This window comes from Stenotrophomonas sp. PD6 (assembly GCF_049199305.1).
Lineage (GTDB): Bacteria > Pseudomonadota > Gammaproteobacteria > Xanthomonadales > Xanthomonadaceae > Stenotrophomonas.
Map to the genome: position 1 here is coordinate 303016 of NZ_JBLZQD010000002.1, position 17175 is coordinate 320190.

The window sequence follows — 17175 nt, forward strand, 5'->3', positions numbered from 1 at the left end:
GGGCGCGGAGGGCGTAAAATGGGTACATGGATGTCTCCCACTTGCTCGACGGGCTCAACCCCGCCCAGCGCGAAGCTGTGTCCGCCCCGCCCGGCCACCATCTGGTGCTTGCCGGTGCCGGTTCCGGCAAGACCCGCGTACTTATCCACCGCATCGCCTGGCTGAATGAAGTCTGCGGCGTGCCGACGCATGGCATTTTTGCGGTGACCTTCACCAACAAGGCCGCTGGCGAGATGCGTCACCGCATCGACCTGCAGTTGGCGCACGGCAGCCGCGGCGCGTGGATCGGCACCTTCCACGGCCTGGCCCATCGCCTGCTGCGCCTGCACTACCAGGACGCCAAGCTGCCCGACAGCTTCCAGGTGCTGGACTCGGACGACCAGCTGCGCCTGGTCAAGCGCGTGGTCCAGCAGCTGGAGATCGACGACAGCAAGCATCCGCCCAAGCAGATCGCCTGGTGGATCAACGAGCAGAAGGACGAGGGCCGCCGCCCGCAGCACATTCAGCCCGAGCCGCATGACGCGTGGCTGGAAACCATGCGCCAGGCGTACGCGGCCTACCAGGAGCGCTGCGACCGCGCCGGCCTGGTCGACTTCGCCGAACTGCTGCTGCGCGCGCACGAACTGCTGCGCGACAACCCGGCACTGCTGGCCCACTACCGCTCGCGCTTCCGCGAGATCCTGGTGGACGAGTTCCAGGACACCAACGCCATCCAGTACGCCTTCGTGCGCGTGCTGGCGGGCGACAGCGGCCACGTGTTCGTGGTCGGCGACGACGACCAGGCCATCTACGGCTGGCGCGGCGCCAAGGTCGAGAACGTACAGCGCTTCCTGAAGGACTTCCCGGGCGCGCAGACCGTGCGCCTGGAGCAGAACTACCGCTCCAGCGCCAACATCCTGGGCGCGGCCAATGCGGTGATCTCGCACAACCCCGATCGCATCGGCAAGGAACTGTGGACCGACAGCGGCGACGGTGAGCAGATCGATCTGTACGCGGCCTACAACGAGATGGACGAGGCGCGTTACGTGGTTGAACGCACGCGCCAGTGGGTGCGTGACGGTGGCAGCTATGGCGACGCGGCGGTGCTCTACCGCAGCAACCCGCAGTCGCGTGCGTTCGAAGAGGCCCTGATCTCCGAGCAGGTGCCGTACCGCGTGTATGGCGGCATGCGCTTCTTCGAGCGGGCCGAAATCAAGGACGCGCTGGCCTACCTGCGGCTGATGACCAACCGCAACGATGACGCTGCCTTCGAGCGCGCGGTCAACACGCCTACCCGCGGCATCGGCGACCGCACGCTGGACGAAGTGCGCCGGCTGGCGCGCAGCCAGGCGATCTCGCTGTGGGAAGCCACCATGCTGACCACCCAGGGCAATGAACTGGCGGCCCGCGCCCGCAACGCGCTGGCCGGCTTCCTGACCCTGGTCAACCAGCTGCATGCCGAAGCCGGTGACATGAGCCTGGCCGAGCGCATCGACCACGTGCTGGTGCGGTCCGGGCTGCGCGAGCATTGGTCGAAGGAAAGCCGCAACGCCCTCGATTCCGAGTCGCGCGCGGACAACCTGGACGAACTGGTCTCGGTGGCCTCGCGCTTCACCCGCCGCGAGGACGACATCGAAGAGACCGGCGAGACCATGAGTGAGCTGGTCGCGTTCCTCTCCTACGCCTCGCTCGAGGCCGGCGAAGGCCAGGCCCAGGCGGGCGAGGAGGGCGTGCAGCTGATGACGCTGCACTCGGCCAAGGGCCTGGAATTCCCGCTGGTGTTTCTGGCGGGTATGGAAGATGGCCTGTTCCCCAGCGCACGTTCGCTGGAGGAAAGCGGTCGGCTGGAGGAAGAGCGCCGCCTGGCCTACGTGGGCATTACCCGCGCGCGCCAGAAGCTGGTGCTCAGCTATGCCGAATCGCGCCGCATCCACGGCCAGGAAAACTACAACGTGCCCTCGCGGTTCCTACGCGAGATTCCGCGTGAACTGCTCAACGAAGTCCGCCCGAAGGTGCAGGTATCGCGCACCGCCTCGCTCGGCGCGAACCGCGTGATGGGCCATGCCGCGATCGAGGCGCCACCGTTGAAGCTGGGCGCGATGGTGACCCATGCGCGCTTCGGCGAAGGCATGGTCACCGACTACGAAGGCAGTGGCGCGCATGCGCGCGTGCAGGTGGAGTTCGCCGAGGCCGGCAGCAAGTGGCTGGTCATGGCCTACGCCAACCTGACGGTGCTCTGACGGCGCGTGTCACGGATGACCCGCCACGTGCTCTTCATCTGCAGCCAGAACCGCCTGCGCAGCCCGACGGCCGAGCAGGTGTTTGCCGACTGGCCAGGCGTGGAAACCGCCTCGGCTGGCGTGTTGGCGGATGCGGATGTCCCGGTCAGCCCCGAGCTGTTGCAGTGGGCGGACCTGATCTTCGTGATGGAGCGGGCACACCGCACGCGGCTTTCAAGCCGGTACCGGCCGTGGTTGAACGGAGCGCGGGTGATCTGCCTGGATATTCCGGATGACTACGATTTCATGGCGCCGGCGCTGGTGGAGCTCTTGAAGAAGAAAGTAACCCCGCACCTGCCGTAGAGCCACCCCATGGGTGGCTGCGGAATGCCCGATACCGCGCAGCCACCCATGGGGTGGCTCTACCTTTCCCCCTTATTGCCAGGTAACCCCATGTCCACCACCCCCGTCGCCATCAACGTCAAACTCAACGCCCGCCTCCAGCCCGAGCACCGCCTGCAGCTGTTCGAGGATCCGCTCGATGCGATGCTGGAAGGCGTGGGCATCGGCGAAATCATGGGCGGCGGCACCGCGCTGACCCAAGAAGGCGAGGTCGAATACGGCGACCTGGAGATCCAGCTGCATGATGGCGTTGCACTGCCGCAGGTGATCGAAATGCTCCAGCAGCTGGGCGCGCCCAAGGGCTCGTTGATCCAGCGCGAGGGCGAGGCCGACCTGCCGTTCGGCATCACCGAAGGCCTGGGGCTGTACCTCAACGGCACCGACCTGCCCGACGAGGTCTACGAACAGTGCGATTCGAACTACGTGTTCGACCAGATCGTGGAGCGCATCGACGGCCACGGTGAGATCTGCAGCTGGTGGCAGGGGCCGAGCGAGACCGCGCTGTACCTGTACGGCGCATCGTTCGAGACCCTGCGCGAGCGCATCGCCGACCTGGTGGCAACCTACCCGCTGTGCCAGGGCGCGCGCGTGGTGCGGATCGCCTAATCTGTCGCCGGCCGGTTGCGCCGACTGGTTGCGCCGACCGGGTTGTACCGACCGCGTTGTATCGACGGGGGTTGTACCGACGGGGGTTGTACCGACGGGGTAGAGCCGACGGGGTAGAGCCGACGGGGTAGAGCCGACTGTTAGTCGGCTCTCCGCACGGTTTCCCAATCGAGCCCGAATCGCGCCAGATACTTGCGCAGGCGATCCGCGTCATTGGTGCTCGCACGCTGCGTGCGCGACACCGCGAACAGTTCGCGCCCGGCGGCCGATAGATTCTTTGCCGCCGCGCAGACGCGCACCACCTCCTCCAGCTGCACGCGATCGAACCGGTCCAGCGCGGCCACCTGCTCACCCAGCAAGGCGTCCAACAGCGACGGCACCTCGCCGCCCGACCACTGCGTCCGCAGCCGGCTGATCTCCTCCTCCACGCCCTCGGTCTGGATGCGCCCGGCATTGGCCAGCGTGGCCAGGCGCATCATCGATGCGCCCAGATCGCGGAAGTTGCCGCTCCACGCTGCCTCCGCGCTGGTGGCGAAGGCGAGGTAACGCGCGCGGGCCTCGGCATTGAAGCGCACCTGCTGGTGTTGCTCGCGCGAGAACCGCTCCAGCTCGAAGGCCAGGTTGGGCTCGATGTCCTCGCGCCGCTGCGCCAGGCCCGGCAGCTGGTAGGTCCACAGGTTGAGCCGGGCCAGCAGATCCTCGCGGAACCGCCCCTGGCGCACCGCCTCGTGCAGGTCGCGGTTGGTGCCGGCAATCAGCTGGAAATCGCTCTCCACCTCGCGGTCGCTGCCCACCGGCAGGAACCGCTTGTCTTCCAGTGCACGCAGCAGCATGGCCTGCTCGTCCTGACCCAGTTCGCCGATCTCGTCGAGGAACAGCAGGCCCTGGTGCGCCGAACGCAGCAGGCCGGCACGGTCACTCGATGCACCGGTATAGGCGCCCTTGGTATGGCCGAACAGCGTGCTCATCGCGCCGTCGCCGCGCAGCGTTGCGCAGTTCACTTCCACGAAGCGGCCCGGCAGCTGGTGCTTGAGCTTCTTCAGATCGAACACGCGCCGGGCCAGATGGCTCTTGCCCGCACCCGTCGGCCCGGTGAGCAGCATCGGCGCGCGTGAGCGGGTGGCCACGATCTCGATCTGCTCGATCATCCGGTTGAACGCGGCGTTGCGGGTGGCGATGCCGCCCTTGAGCAGGTCGCGGTCCTGCAACTGCTGCTGGGCGAAGCGCTGCGCGATGCGGTCATAGCGCGACAGGTCCAGGTCGATCAGCGCATAGGTGCCGGGATCGCCCACGGCCTGCTTGCGCGGCGGCGAGGTCTGCAGCAGCCGCCCGGGGAAGTGCCGGCTCTCGGTCAGCAGGAACCAGCAGATCTGGCTGACATGCGTGCCGGTGGTGATGTGGATGTAGTAGTCCTCCTCCTCCGGCGCGAAGGGATACGCGGCCAGGAAGTCGTGCAGGCAGGCATAGACCCCTTCGAACTCCCACGGGTCCGCCATGTAGGTGTCGTGCCGGCGGACCTCGGTGGACGGCGCAACGCGTTCCAGGTCCTCGCGGACCAGCGCAGCCAGCTTGCCGAAGCGGCGCTCGTCCAGCAGCAGCTCGATGCGGTCCGGCACGAAGTCCTCATGCATGCCCAACGCCACGGTAGGCCGCCATTTCTGCCACCGACCGGGGCCTTCGCCCGCATCGAGCTGGATGCCGAGCATGCCGAACACCACCCGCCGCTTCTGCATGTATATCTCCATATAAAGAGCGCGACCAAACTATATCAATTTGAGCTGCTTCAATTGCGGGAGTAGCGTCTGAAAACTGCATAAAACGCTATAAATCAATTCGTTAGGGCTGCATCAAAGAAGTTGGCACGCCCATTGCTTTGTATACGGCAAGACACAACGAGCGCTGTTCCGCCAAGGACCCGCTCCTGTAACGCGACAGGGATGTCGCAGGGATTGCCCGGCTGGCAATGGGGCCAGCCGGGCAGGGCCCACGCACAACGCTTCACCTAATTGATGGATAGACAGGACGTTCAACATGACCAACACCACCCACAACCATGACGTCATCCAGGAGCCGGGCGCCGTCCCGATTCGCCTGTGGACGCGCGGCGTGCCGCTGGAAGATGCCGCGCGTGAGCAGCTGCAGAACATCGCGCGCCTGCCGTTCATCCACCGCTGGATCGCGGTGATGCCCGACGTGCACCTCGGCAAGGGGGCCACCGTGGGTTCGGTGGTGCCGACCATCGGCGCGATCGTGCCGGCCGCCGTGGGTGTCGATATCGGCTGCGGCATGATCGCCGCACGTACCACGCTGACCGCCAGCGACCTGCCCGACAACCTGTCGGCGCTGCGCAGCGCGATCGAGCGTGCCGTGCCGCACGGCCGTACAGTCGGCCGCGGCCGCGACAAGGGCAGCTGGGACACCCCGCCGGAACTCGCCATTGAGGGCTGGTCGCAGCTGGTGGACGACTTCGCGCTGATCTGCGAGCGTCACCCGAAGCTGAAGAACACCAACAACCTCAAGCACCTGGGTACGTTGGGCACCGGCAATCACTTCGTCGAGGTGTGCCTGGACCAGGAGCAGCGCGTGTGGTTCATGCTGCACTCGGGGTCGCGCGGCGTGGGCAACGCGATCGGCACCTACTTCATCGAACTGGCCAAGCAGGAAATGCGCCGCTGGATGATCAACCTGCCGGACCAGGACCTTGCGTACCTGCCGGAGGGCAGCACCCACTACGGCGACTACGTGTTCGCGGTGGACTGGGCGCAGCGCTTCGCACGCATGAACCGCGAGATCATGATGCGCAACGTGGTGGCGGCGGCGCGCACGGTGATCACCAAGCCGTTCGAGGCCGCGGCCGAGGCGGTCAACTGTCACCACAACTACGTGAGCCGCGAGCACCACTTCGGCAAGGACGTCTTCGTGACCCGCAAGGGCGCGGTGAGTGCACGCAAGGGCGAGCTGGGCATCATCCCGGGCAGCATGGGGGCCAAGAGCTTCATCGTGCGTGGCCTGGGCAATGCGGAAAGCTTCAACAGCTGCAGCCACGGCGCCGGCCGCGTAATGAGCCGTACCCAGGCGCGCAAGCTGATCAGCGTGGACGACCACGCCAAGGCCACCGCGCACGTGGAGTGCCGCAAGGATGCCGAGGTGGTCGACGAGTCGCCGGCCGCCTACAAGTCGATCGAAGCGGTGATGGAGGCGCAGCGCGACCTGGTGGAGATCGTCCACACCCTGCGCCAGGTGGTCTGCGTAAAGGGATGAGGTTGACCGCGCGCGGAGTACACTGCGCCGCGCGCGGTTGAAGGAGAAAGACAGGAACATGGACATGATCGAACTGGATGGCACCGAGGGCGGCGGGCAGCTGCTGCGTTCGGCGCTGACGCTCAGCCTGTGCACCGGCACCGGCTTCAGCATGGGCAACATCCGTGGCCGTCGCCGCCGCCCGGGCTTGATGCGCCAGCACCTCACCGCCGTGAATGCCGCCGCGGCGATCGGCGGTGCCCGCGTGCATGGCGCCCAGCTGGGCGCGACCGCGCTGCGTTTCGAGCCCGGCGCGGTGCAGGGCGGCGACTACCATTTCGCCACCGGCAGCGCGGGCTCGGCGACGCTGGTACTACAGACGCTGCTGCCGGCCCTGTGGCAGGCGGCCACGCCGTCAACGCTGCGTCTGGAAGGCGGCACCCACAATCCGCTCGCGCCCAGCGCGGACTTCATCGCCGATGCCTACCTGCCCGCGCTGGCGCGGATGGGCGTGCAGATCGGTTTCACGCTGGAGCAGCATGGGTTCCATCCAGCCGGCGGCGGCGTGCTCGACGTGCAGGTCACTCCCTGCGCGGCGTTGCAGCCCTGCGCATTCAACACCCGCGGCGCGCTGGCCTCGGTCGAAGCCAAGGTGCTGATGTCCGGCCTGTCCGGCAGCATCGGCCAACGCGAGCTGCAGGTGCTGGCCGATCGCCTGGGCGTGGATCCGCACCCGCGCCACGTGCATGCCGTGCGCCCGGCACTCGGCCCGGGCAACGTGGCGCTGGTGCAGGTGCGCCACGACGCGCATGTGGAAGTCTTCAGTGGACACGGCGAGCGTGGCGTGTCGGCCGAACAGGTCGGCGCGCGCCTGGCCGATGAGGTGCAGCGTTACCTGCACGGCGACGGCTGCGTGGCCGAGCACCTCTCCGACCAGTTGCTGCTGCCGATGGCGCTGGCCGGCGCCGGCAGCTTCACCACCGCCACGATCAGCGAGCATCTGGAAAGCAACGCGCGGCTGATCGAGAAGTTCCTGCCGGTCGAGTTCGAGTGGGTGCCGGAAGGGCAGGGCTGGCAGGTGCAGGTCAGCCGCTGAGGCCGACGTCGGGCCGCGCCGGCGGGGTACTGTCCCGGCCGGTGCGCTCCGTTCGCCCCCGGCGTCCCCCGACTCATCCCGGATTTCACACGGTTCGTCGCCTGCCGCTTGTACGCCCCCGGCTACGCGCCCAGAGTCTGGCGCTGTCTGCTGGGAGCACGCACATGAACAAGGGAATCCCGTACCTGTTGTCTGCACTGGTCGCGCTGACGCTGTCGGCGGGCTGGGCGGCGCCGGTGCTGGCCCTGTTCGAACACGTGGCCACCTGCCTGAAGGACGGCGGCAGCATGGACCTGATGCGGATGCGCTGCGAACCGCCGGTGGCGGCGACCGATGTTCTGCTGCACGGCTGGGGGTTCTGGCTGATGCTGATCGTGATGGCCACGGTGGTGGCGCTGGCGACGACCCGGACGGGAACGCGCTCGCGTAGGAACCGGCCGACATCGGGTCTACCGCAGTAAGTTTGCAACCAGTCCGAGCCTTGGCGGCCCAGCAACGCTGCTAGTGTGCGTGCCCTGTCACTCAGGGGTGCGACGTTGATCAACACTGCGATGCAGAGGGCTTCCTCACTTCCTTCTCTTGCCGCGCCGAGCGAGTGGGAAGCCGGCGCGGCACGGACCCCGGCCGCGAGTCCTGCCACGCTGACAGTGGATTCGGTACGCAACGCAACGCGCGACGATCGCGCGCCGTTGAACTTTGCCGGCGCCACGCTCAGCCCCTGGCAGGGGGCGGGCAGCCAGAAGGCCATGATCGCCTCGCAGGGCGCCGACCGCTGGCGGGTCAAGGCCACGGCCGACGGCGCCAGCAGTGCAATGGAAGTCACCCTGGGAAAGCTGTTCCAGCTCACCGGTCTGCTAGCACCCGATACCGCCTTGGTGGGCGCGCTCGACGGCCTACCCACCGCCAACCTGCATGTCGGTTCGCGCTATGAACCGCAGTTCCAGGATCTGGGCGATTTCCTGGTCAGCGACGCGGCGGCCGACCTGGTTGCGGCAGACAACGCCTCATCGCGGCCCGCATACGACACGCTGCGGGCAACGCATGCCGCCTCCGTGGCCGCCAACACCGCACTGTTGCGCGACGCGGGCGTGGAATGGTGGGCGCTGGGCGAGGTGGATGCGCGCGCGCACGCGGCAAACGATCGCGCCCGCTTCGACGCACTGGACGCCATGAACCGGATGCTGCGCGCGCCGTTGCGGTGCGAGCAGATGCGCCATTTCATCGCGTCGCGCTGGCTGGACAACTGGGACCACCTCAACTACCGGATGGAGAACTTCGGTTACACGTTGCGTGATGGCGAGCGGGTCGGCATGTCGCTGGACTTCGGCTCCTGCGGCCCGCTCGGCTTCCGCGATCCGCAGACCGGCGTGATGCTGCCCAAGCAGCTCAGCGGCGAGGTAGCGATCCGGCAACGTCCTGCGTCGCTGTTCCCGATTCCCGAGGCGTTCGCGGCCAACGCCAGCGGCTTCGACGCGATGCAGGCCGACCCGGGCGCGTTGCATGACACCACCTGCTGGCCCTATGGATTCCAGTCCGAGAGCATTGCCGCGCTGTTCCGGCCGCCGGCGGCCTCGGACCCGGCCATCGCCGACGCCCTGGTGGAAATGGGCTACCGCCTGGCGGTGCTGCCCGCGTCCTCCATCGAAGCGGTGATCGAGCGCCACTGGCCGAACCTGGCGCCCACCGCGGCGCAGGCGTGGCCGCAGGCCGCGGCCCTGACCGGGCAGATGATCGCCCGTCGCGACGCGCTGCTGGCGCGGTTCGACCCGGCGCAGATCCGCGACTGGCTGCACGCCGACCCGGTTCGCGCCGCGCGCGTCCGCCAGGAGGTGACCGACGCGATGCAGAGGGTGCTCGGCGCCGATGCGGTCGCGCCCCACCAGCAGCACGTCGAGCGATTGCACGAGGCACTGCTGGGTAGCGGCGAACCCATCGCCTCAACGACGGACGACATCTGCATCAACGGCGTGTGTCGCGAAACCCGTGCGATGCAGCAGTTCGACGACGCCCTGCAGCAACTGGAACAGGCCTGGGCAAGCGAGTCTCCGCAGGGCATGGCCGATGCGGTTGCCGCCTTGCTGGCGCCGCCGCTGCACACCCAACTGCTGCACCATCTGGCGCTGGGCCCCGGCAGGCACGCACATACCCTGGCGGCATTCGACACCAACCATGCGTGGCTGGTGCTGATGGAGAAGCTGGTGGCCATGGGCCAGGCAAACCCGAGCGAGGTCGCTCGCCTGCTGCTGACGCCGGTCGAGGCGGGCAGCTACCCGCCCGATGTCGCCGCGTGGTCGGAGAAGCATCCCGAATTGGGCATTGCCTTCATTCAACTGCTGGAAGGGCTGGTGGCACGGGGCGTACCCGCGCAGCGGCTGCGCGTGGGACTGCTGACCGCCAAGCGTTCCGGCACGGCCAACTACTTCGCCGAACTGCTGGGCAGCCGCGCCTCCGCCGCCTGGATCGAACGCCTGAAGCTGGCACAGCTCTGGCCCGGCGCGGAGGACCTGCGGGAGGCGAAATCGTGGCGCTCGCGGACCGCCTTCGGCCTGCGCAGCCTGCTGCCGCGCGGCCAGGTCGCGCTTGCCGCGCCGCGCGCCGCCCATGCACTGCAGCAGATGGCGCCTGGCCCGCTGGTGGCGCAACTGCGCCGGGAAAACGGCCCGGCGCGGCTGCTGGTGCTGGAGACAGAGCTGTTGAGGCAGGAGGTTCTTGAATCGGTACGGCTGGTTCACCGTGACGAAGTACAGGCACTGTCCACCAGCGTCGCCCAGGCCGTGTGGAGTGCGTGGGCCGAGGCCCTGCAGAAGCATGGGTTGCCACATGCGAGCCCGCCCCGGGATCTGCTGGAAAGCCAGCAGCACGCGGCCCGCAGCCGTTTCGAGCAGGACATGTGGGCGCTGCGCCGGGAGGATGCGGAGGCGCTGATCGCAGAGGCCACGACGGGGTACGGCGAGGCAGTGCGGGCGCAGCCGACGCTGACCGCCGAGGCGCGCAAGGCGCTGTTCCGGGGCGGCGTGGACCGCGCCATCGGCGCCATCGGCGCGATGGTCGCCGACGCCGCAGGCACGTCCCCGCCCCCGGCGGGCGGCGCGACGCTGGGCGCAGAGGTCGCGGCGCGAGCACAGTCCGTTGCCCAGGGGGTGCAGTTACAGGTACAGCAGCGCGCGCAGGCGCAGGCGGGGCAGAGTGCCTCGCGTTGGGCGGCCGCCGAGGCAGGCCGACGGGCAACCGATGCGGTGGCGGCGCGCGCGCAAAGCAGCGCATTGGCCCACAGTCAACGCGCCGCCGCGTTGCTGGCCTACGAGACGGCCACCAACAAGGCACGCCAGGCGGCCCAGTCCCGGGCCACACAGGAGGCAGCGGAGCGCGCCGCGAGGGTCAGTGCGGCGCGAACCGAGAGCGCGACCAGTGAGGTGGCCTTGCGGTTGGCGCTGTTGCGCCTGCCCGCACCGCCCAGCAGTCCTCCTGGCGCCGCCCGGCGGACCGCGGACGCCGCGCGGATCCGCACGGCTCAGTACCTGGACACGCACGGGCGGCCACGTACCGGCAACCGCTGATTGCCAATTGATCGCGCTCAAGGCATCGCCTGCACGTCCGGTGTGCAATGGTGTTCCCGTCACTTCGCCAAGGAGCCTGCCATGTACAAGCGAATCCTGATTGCCACCGACGGGTCGGAGCTGTCCGAAAAAGGACTGCTGAAGGGACTCGAGCTGGCCAAGGATCTGGACGCGGCCGTCGATATCGTGACCGTATCCGAACCGTGGGCGGTGGGCATGTACGACGCGATGGGCTGGAGCGTGGGCTACATGAACAGCCCGGAGTACAAGGCCGACCGCGAGGAGACCGCGCAGAAGGTGCTGGAACCGGCCAAGGCCGCCTGCGAGGCGCAGGGCCTGCGCACGGCCACCATTCACGTGCTGGACCGCTATGCCGCCGACGGCATCATCGACACCGCCGTCGAGCGGAACAGCGACCTGATCGTGATGACCTCGCACGGCCGCCGCGGCATGACCCGGGTGCTGCTGGGCAGCCAGACGGCCGAAGTGCTGGCCCGCAGCACCGTGCCGGTATTGGTGATCCGGTAACGCTACGTCAGCGGGGCAGTAGAGCGGGGCTCTGCCCCGCTGCGCGCCAAATCAGCGGGGCAGAGCCCCGCTCTACCGCCCGGCTGCCGGTTACGGGCGCAGCTTCAGCGTCTGCGACTCATCCAGGCTGCCATCCGCCTGCAGCACCACGTAGCGCTCCCCGCTGCGGTCGAACAGCACCGGGATGGGGTCGCGGAACAGCGGGCGGCGCACGAAGCGCAGCGCCCAGCCGAAATGCTCCAGGGTGTCCACGGCTTGGCGTTGTTCGTCGGTCAGCCCCGCGCGCAGGGCGGCGGGGTCAATGGGCTTGCGGCGTTCGGGCGTCGTCATCGGGTACGGCAGGGCACGGGCCCACTCACCAGCTGTAGAGCTTCCAGTAGACCGGGGAGACGCCGTCCTTGCTGCGGTCCACGCCGCCCTGCGGGCTGCCTTCGTACATGTAGTACGGCGCGCCACGCGAGGGGGTGACCTTGACCATGCGGAGCTGGCCACTGACCCGGTATTCCTCGATGACATCGCCGTTGTCCATGGTGCGCTTGGCAATATCGGCGCCCGTGACATCGACCGGGGGCACGCCGGCACCGCCGGTGGTCGCACAACCGGCCAACACAAGCAGGCCAGCCAGCAGCAGAGTCTTCATGGGCCAAGGTTCCTGGGGGCGGGGAGCCCCGATTATGCCCCATGGTCCGTGACGCCGGCGCCGCGAACGGCTGCGGCCGGGCGCGTAGAATCGTCGCATGAGCCGATTAGTCCTGATTGACGGGTCCAGTTACCTGTACCGCGCGTTCCACGCGCTTCCGCCGCTGACCAATGCCGCCGGTGAACCCACCGGGGCGCTGTTCGGCGTGGTCAACATGCTGCGCGCCACCCTGAAGGAGCGCCCCGAGTACGTGGCCTTCGTGGTCGATGCGCCGGGCAAGACCTTCCGCGACGACCTGTACGCCGACTACAAGGCCAACCGCCCGCCGATGCCCGACGACCTGCGCCCGCAGGTGGAGCCGATGTGCCGCATCGTCGAGGCGCTGGGCCTGAGCATCCTGCGCATCCCCGGCGTGGAGGCCGACGATGTGATCGGCACGCTGGCGCTGCAGGGCCACCGCGACGGCATGACCGTCACCATCTCCACCGGCGACAAGGACTTCGCGCAGCTGGTCCGCCCGGGCATCGAGCTGGTCAACACCATGACTGGCAGCCGCATGGATTCCGACGCGGCGGTGATGGAGAAGTTCGGCGTACGCGCCGACCAGATCGTCGACCTGCTGGCGCTGATGGGCGATGCCGTGGACAACGTGCCCGGCGTGGACAAGTGCGGCCCCAAAACCGCCGCCAAGTGGCTGGCCGAGTACCAGCACCTGGACGGGGTGATGGCCGCTGCCCCGACCATGAAGGGCAAGATCGGCGAGAACCTGCGCGCGGCGCTGGAGCGCCTGCCGCTCAACCGCGAGCTGGTCACCATCCGCACCGACGTCGCACTGGACGCCAGCCCGCAGACCCTGGCCCTGCGCGACCCGGACGTGCCCACCCTGGGCGAGCTGTACCTGCGCTACGGCTTCACCCAGGCCCTGAAGGAGCTGGGTGGCCCGGTGGCCGCGCCTGCCGCCGCCAGTGACGCCCCGGTCAGCCTGCGCGGCACTGCCGCCGGCTATGCCCGCAGCGCCTCCAGCGAGACGCCTGAGGCGCTGGATCCCACGTTGGCGGCCCCGGGCGAGTACGAGACCGTGCTCACCACCGAACAGCTGCAGGCCTGGGTGGCCCGGGCCGAAGCGGCCGAGTTGATCGCCTTCGATACCGAGACCGATGCGCTGGATGCCATGCGCGCCAACCTGGTCGGGATCAGCCTGGCGGTCGAGCCTGGCCGCGCCGCGTACATCCCGGTCGGCCACGACTACCCGGGGGCCCCGGCCCAGCTGCCGCGCGAGCAGGTGCTGGATGCGCTGCGCCCGGTGCTGGAGAACCCGGACAAGAAGAAGCTCGGCCAGCACGGCAAATACGACCTGCACGTGCTGCGCCGTCACGGCGTGAACGTGCAGGGCTATCACGACGACACCATGCTCGAGAGCTTCGTGCTCAATTCCACCGCCACCCGCCACGACATGGATTCGCTGGCGATGCGCTACTTGGGCTACACCACCATCAAGTTCGAGGACGTGGCGGGCAAGGGCGCCAAGCAGATCCCGTTCTCGCAGGTGGGCCTGGATGAAGCCGGTCGCTATGCGGCCGAAGACGCCGACATCACCCTGCGCCTGCACCGGGTGCTGCACCCGCAGCTGCTCGAATCGGCCGCGCTGGACAACGTGTACCGCAGCATCGAAATGCCGCTGGTGCCGGTGCTGGCCCGGATCGAGGCCAACGGCGTGTACATCGACAGCGCCGAGCTGCGCCGGCAGAGCCAGGACCTGAGCGTGCGCATGCTGGCTGCCCAGCAGAAGGCCACCGAGCTGGCCGGGCGTACCTTCAGCCTGGACTCGCCCAAGCAGCTGCAGGCGGTGCTGTTCGACGAACTGAAGCTGCCGGCGCTGGTGAAGACCCCCAAGGGCCAGCCCAGCACCAATGAAGAGGCGCTGGAGGCGATCGCCGAGCAGCACGAGCTGCCGCGGGTGATCCTGGAGTACCGCGGCCTGGCCAAGCTGCGCAGCACCTACACCGACAAGCTGCCGGAGATGGTCAATCCCGACACCGGCCGGGTCCACACCAGCTACCACCAGTCCGGCGCGGCCACCGGCCGGCTGTCCTCGTCGGACCCGAACCTGCAGAACATCCCGATCCGCACCGAGGACGGCCGCCGCATCCGCCGCGCCTTCGTGGCCCCGGAAGGCTGCAAGATCCTGGCCTGCGACTATTCACAGATCGAACTGCGGATCATGGCGCACCTGTCCGAGGACCCGGGCCTGGTGCGGGCCTTCGAGCAGGGTGTCGACGTGCACCGCGCCACCGCCGCTGAAGTGTTCAACCGCGCACTGGACGAGGTGACCCCGAACGAGCGGCGCGCCGCCAAGGCCATCAACTTCGGCCTGATGTACGGCATGAGCGCGTTCGGACTGGCGCGCAACCTGGGCATCGACCGCGGCCAGGCGCAGGACTACGTGGCGCTGTACTTCAGCCGCTACCCGGGCGTGCGCGACTTCATGGAGCGCATGCGCCAGCAGGCCCGCGACCAGGGCTACGTGGAAACCATCGAGGGCCGCCGGCTGTACCTGAACGACATTCACGCGCGCAACCAGGGCCTGCGGGCCGGGGCCGAGCGTGCCGCCATCAATGCGCCCATGCAGGGCACCGCGGCGGACATCATCAAGCGGGCGATGGTGAAGGTGGACGACTGGCTGCAGGGCCAGGGCGGTCGCGCCCGGATGATTCTGCAGGTGCACGATGAACTGGTATTCGAAACCGAAAGCGAGTTTCTGGAAACCTTGCGCTCGCAAGTGGTGGAGTTGATGTCGTCTTCAGCCAAATTGCGCGTGCCGCTGGTGGTCGACGCGGGCGTCGGCGATAACTGGGATGAGGCGCATTGAGACGCAATTAACGGTAAATTAGCTGAATTGGTTCATTGCGTGCGCATAAACTGACTCTTGGATGAATGTTTCTGGTTTCACATCAGGATTAATTGGGCGCCTTCACGAACTATCAATGTTCGAGGTGCTTTTATAGACCTCGACAGGCGCAATGCCTGTTGTGGATCTCTCCCATCCCCTGGAGCAGATCTCGGAACGGGGGCTCCTCCCCAAGCGCCCGTTCCCCGGCCCCGCTGACCTCCCCCTGGTCGGCGGGGCTTTTTATTTTGGGTCGCCTGGAATCCCGCCGCGAGGACGTCCACGGCGGGGCGGCTCAGGATGATCGGAATCTGCAAGCGGTACAGACCGCAGCTGGCTGCAATGGACCCTTCAGCGGCGCCCGACATGGGCCCCGCGACGACCAGGGGGTTTCCCATGCCGCACGCAACGTTCACGCCTCACAAATCTGCCGCCATCGCGGTTGCCGCCGCGAATGCGTTTGCCGCGCGCATGTCTGTGGACGATCCGCCGCCCTATGCCGCCGCCGTTGAACGCGTGCCGCGGCCAGCCATGATCGGCAACATCTACCCCGACCGGACCACCGCCGCGCTGAGCGCCAGCGATCCACGCTGGAAGGTGCATCCCCCCACCGGCGTGTTGCCGCCGGAGGTACTGCAGGAGCTGAAAACGACCATCAGCAGCAGCACGCACGCGGTTGACGCGCACCGGCAGGGGTACACGACGCAGCCGTCGGCCCCGCCGCTGTCGTGCATCGGCGGCGGCACGGACAGCGTGCGTGCCGCACCGCAGAACCCCGTCGGCGTGGAGAAGATCGCCAAGCGCCTGCAGAAGACCAGCGAGCAGCAGACACTCGAGCTGCTGAAGAAGAAGCGGAAGCTGGAGGCGCAGCTGCGCAAAGTGGACGGTGAACTGCAGCAGGCACGGCAGCCCAGCCGCCGGACACCCTGACCCCCGATAGCGCCGGCCGTCGGCCGGCCCTACCCGGCGTGCACGTGGCCATTGCCTCCGCCGGGTTACCCGCCCATGCTGCGGGACGACTCCCGAGGGAAGGTTCCATGAGCGACCTGTTCGACCTGGCCATGCCGTGGTGGGAATTCATCCTGCGCGCGGTGGTGGTGTACGTGGTGGTGCTGGGCATGGTGCGGCTGTCCGGCAAGCGCGCGCTCGGGCAGATCACCCCGTTCGACGTGCTGCTGATCGTGCTGCTGGGCAACGCGGTGCAGAACGCGCTGCTGGGCAAGGACACCTCGCTGGGCGGTGGCCTGCTGCTGGCCGCCACCCTGATCGGCATCAACTATGGTGTGGGCTGGCTGACCACGCGCAACCGCCGCGTCGAGTCGCTGGTGGAAGGCGAGCCCGTGCTCATCGCGCGTGACGGCAAGCTGCTCGACTCGGTACTCAAACGTGAAATGGTCACGCCGGCCGACGTGGACGCTGCGCTGCGCCAGCAGGGCTGCCTGCAGATCAGTGATGTCGCGCTGGCGGTGCTGGAGATCAACGGGCACATCACCATCGTGCCGAAGAAGTCACAGAACTGAGCCGACGGCTGAGGGGAACCTGCAAGCGCCAGCCTGTGCCGGCTGCTGCAATGGGCGTCCTGACGGGCACCCGCTGTGGGGGTCCGCTGGAAGGAGGCGTAGTCCATGTGGCGTACCGATTCGACGATTCACCCCGTCCCCGCTGCCGGCCGCGTGCCCGGTCCCTCCGCCCAGCTGCAGCATGATCCGCCGCCGAGCTACACCGACGTGATGGGGGAACTGCCCCGCGCCCCGGCGCAGAGCGCCCCGCGCCATGTCCTGGAGCAGGTCGCCAATACCGGGCCGCTGTGGACGCGGGGGGGGGGGCCGGGGGGGGGGGGGGGCCCCCCCCGCGGAGCACGAACACCCCCCCCCCCCCCCCCCCCCCCCCCCCCCCCCGCCGGAGGCGCGCGCCGCCGCCGACAACGCACACGCGCTGTTCGCCGATGGCCGCTCGGAATTCGTGGGCGTGCTGAAATTGTGGGAAGGCTACCGCCAGGCCCACGAAGACCTCACCCAGTC

The 17175-nt window shown here is 68.2% G+C and carries 14 protein-coding genes; 11 read left to right on the top strand and 3 right to left on the bottom strand.

The window, feature by feature from the left end; genetic code table 11:
- Window positions 1–26 precede the first annotated feature (26 nt).
- The 3 genes from uvrD (at window position 27) to ACOZHM_RS04170 (ending at window position 3206) form a co-directional block, all read left to right on the top strand.
- Entirely contained in the window at window positions 27–2219 is a 2193-nt protein-coding gene (uvrD, locus tag ACOZHM_RS04160; protein WP_421567692.1) for a DNA helicase II, read from the top strand.
- A gap of 15 nt (window positions 2220–2234) precedes the next feature.
- Complete coding sequence (locus ACOZHM_RS04165) at window positions 2235–2561, top strand: low molecular weight protein tyrosine phosphatase family protein (RefSeq protein WP_421567693.1); 327 nt, start codon at window positions 2235–2237, stop codon at window positions 2559–2561.
- A gap of 90 nt (window positions 2562–2651) precedes the next feature.
- On the top strand, window positions 2652–3206 hold the full coding sequence (locus ACOZHM_RS04170) for a hypothetical protein (protein WP_421567694.1): 555 nt from the start codon (window positions 2652–2654) through the stop codon (window positions 3204–3206).
- A 140-nt stretch (window positions 3207–3346) separates the two neighbouring features.
- Here ACOZHM_RS04170 and rtcR read toward each other — a convergent pair whose 3' ends face one another.
- A complete protein-coding gene (gene rtcR / locus ACOZHM_RS04175) occupies window positions 3347–4939 on the bottom strand; it encodes an RNA repair transcriptional activator RtcR (RefSeq protein WP_421567696.1) in 1593 nt (530 codons plus the stop codon).
- Window positions 4940–5237: 298 nt separating this feature from the next.
- Between rtcR and ACOZHM_RS04180 the strand changes: the two genes are divergently transcribed.
- The 5 genes from ACOZHM_RS04180 to ACOZHM_RS04200 all read left to right on the top strand — a co-directional run bounded on the left by ACOZHM_RS04180 (window position 5238) and on the right by ACOZHM_RS04200 (window position 11627).
- A complete protein-coding gene (locus tag ACOZHM_RS04180) occupies window positions 5238–6467 on the top strand; it encodes an RtcB family protein (RefSeq protein WP_421567697.1) in 1230 nt (409 codons plus the stop codon).
- A gap of 64 nt (window positions 6468–6531) precedes the next feature.
- Window positions 6532–7542 carry an RNA 3'-terminal phosphate cyclase gene (rtcA, locus tag ACOZHM_RS04185; RefSeq protein WP_421567699.1) on the top strand — a complete coding sequence of 337 codons (1011 nt, stop codon included), beginning with the start codon at window positions 6532–6534 and terminating at the stop codon, window positions 7540–7542.
- Between the two features lie 164 nt (window positions 7543–7706).
- Window positions 7707–8003, top strand: a complete 297-nt coding sequence (locus ACOZHM_RS04190; protein WP_421567700.1) for a hypothetical protein — start codon at window positions 7707–7709, stop codon at window positions 8001–8003.
- Window positions 8004–8093: 90 nt separating this feature from the next.
- Window positions 8094–11099 carry a hypothetical protein gene (locus tag ACOZHM_RS04195; RefSeq protein ID WP_421567701.1) on the top strand — a complete coding sequence of 1002 codons (3006 nt, stop codon included), beginning with the start codon at window positions 8094–8096 and terminating at the stop codon, window positions 11097–11099.
- Between the two features lie 81 nt (window positions 11100–11180).
- On the top strand, window positions 11181–11627 hold the full coding sequence (locus ACOZHM_RS04200; protein WP_421567702.1) for a universal stress protein: 447 nt from the start codon (window positions 11181–11183) through the stop codon (window positions 11625–11627).
- 90 nt (window positions 11628–11717) lie between these two features.
- Here the strand turns inward: ACOZHM_RS04200 and ACOZHM_RS04205 are convergent, their stop codons facing one another.
- Complete coding sequence (locus tag ACOZHM_RS04205) at window positions 11718–11957, bottom strand: hypothetical protein (RefSeq protein ID WP_421567703.1); 240 nt, start codon at window positions 11955–11957, stop codon at window positions 11718–11720.
- 25 nt (window positions 11958–11982) lie between these two features.
- A complete protein-coding gene (locus tag ACOZHM_RS04210; RefSeq protein ID WP_421567704.1) occupies window positions 11983–12267 on the bottom strand; it encodes a DUF2782 domain-containing protein in 285 nt (94 codons plus the stop codon).
- 97 nt (window positions 12268–12364) lie between these two features.
- Between ACOZHM_RS04210 and polA the strand changes: the two genes are divergently transcribed.
- From polA to ACOZHM_RS04225, 3 genes are all read left to right on the top strand, one after another.
- A complete protein-coding gene (gene polA, locus ACOZHM_RS04215) occupies window positions 12365–15136 on the top strand; it encodes a DNA polymerase I (RefSeq protein WP_421567705.1) in 2772 nt (923 codons plus the stop codon).
- 489 nt (window positions 15137–15625) lie between these two features.
- A complete protein-coding gene (locus tag ACOZHM_RS04220) occupies window positions 15626–16084 on the top strand; it encodes a hypothetical protein (protein WP_421567706.1) in 459 nt (152 codons plus the stop codon).
- A gap of 107 nt (window positions 16085–16191) precedes the next feature.
- Entirely contained in the window at window positions 16192–16674 is a 483-nt protein-coding gene (locus ACOZHM_RS04225; RefSeq protein WP_421567707.1) for a DUF421 domain-containing protein, read from the top strand.
- Window positions 16675–17175: the final 501 nt, after the last annotated feature.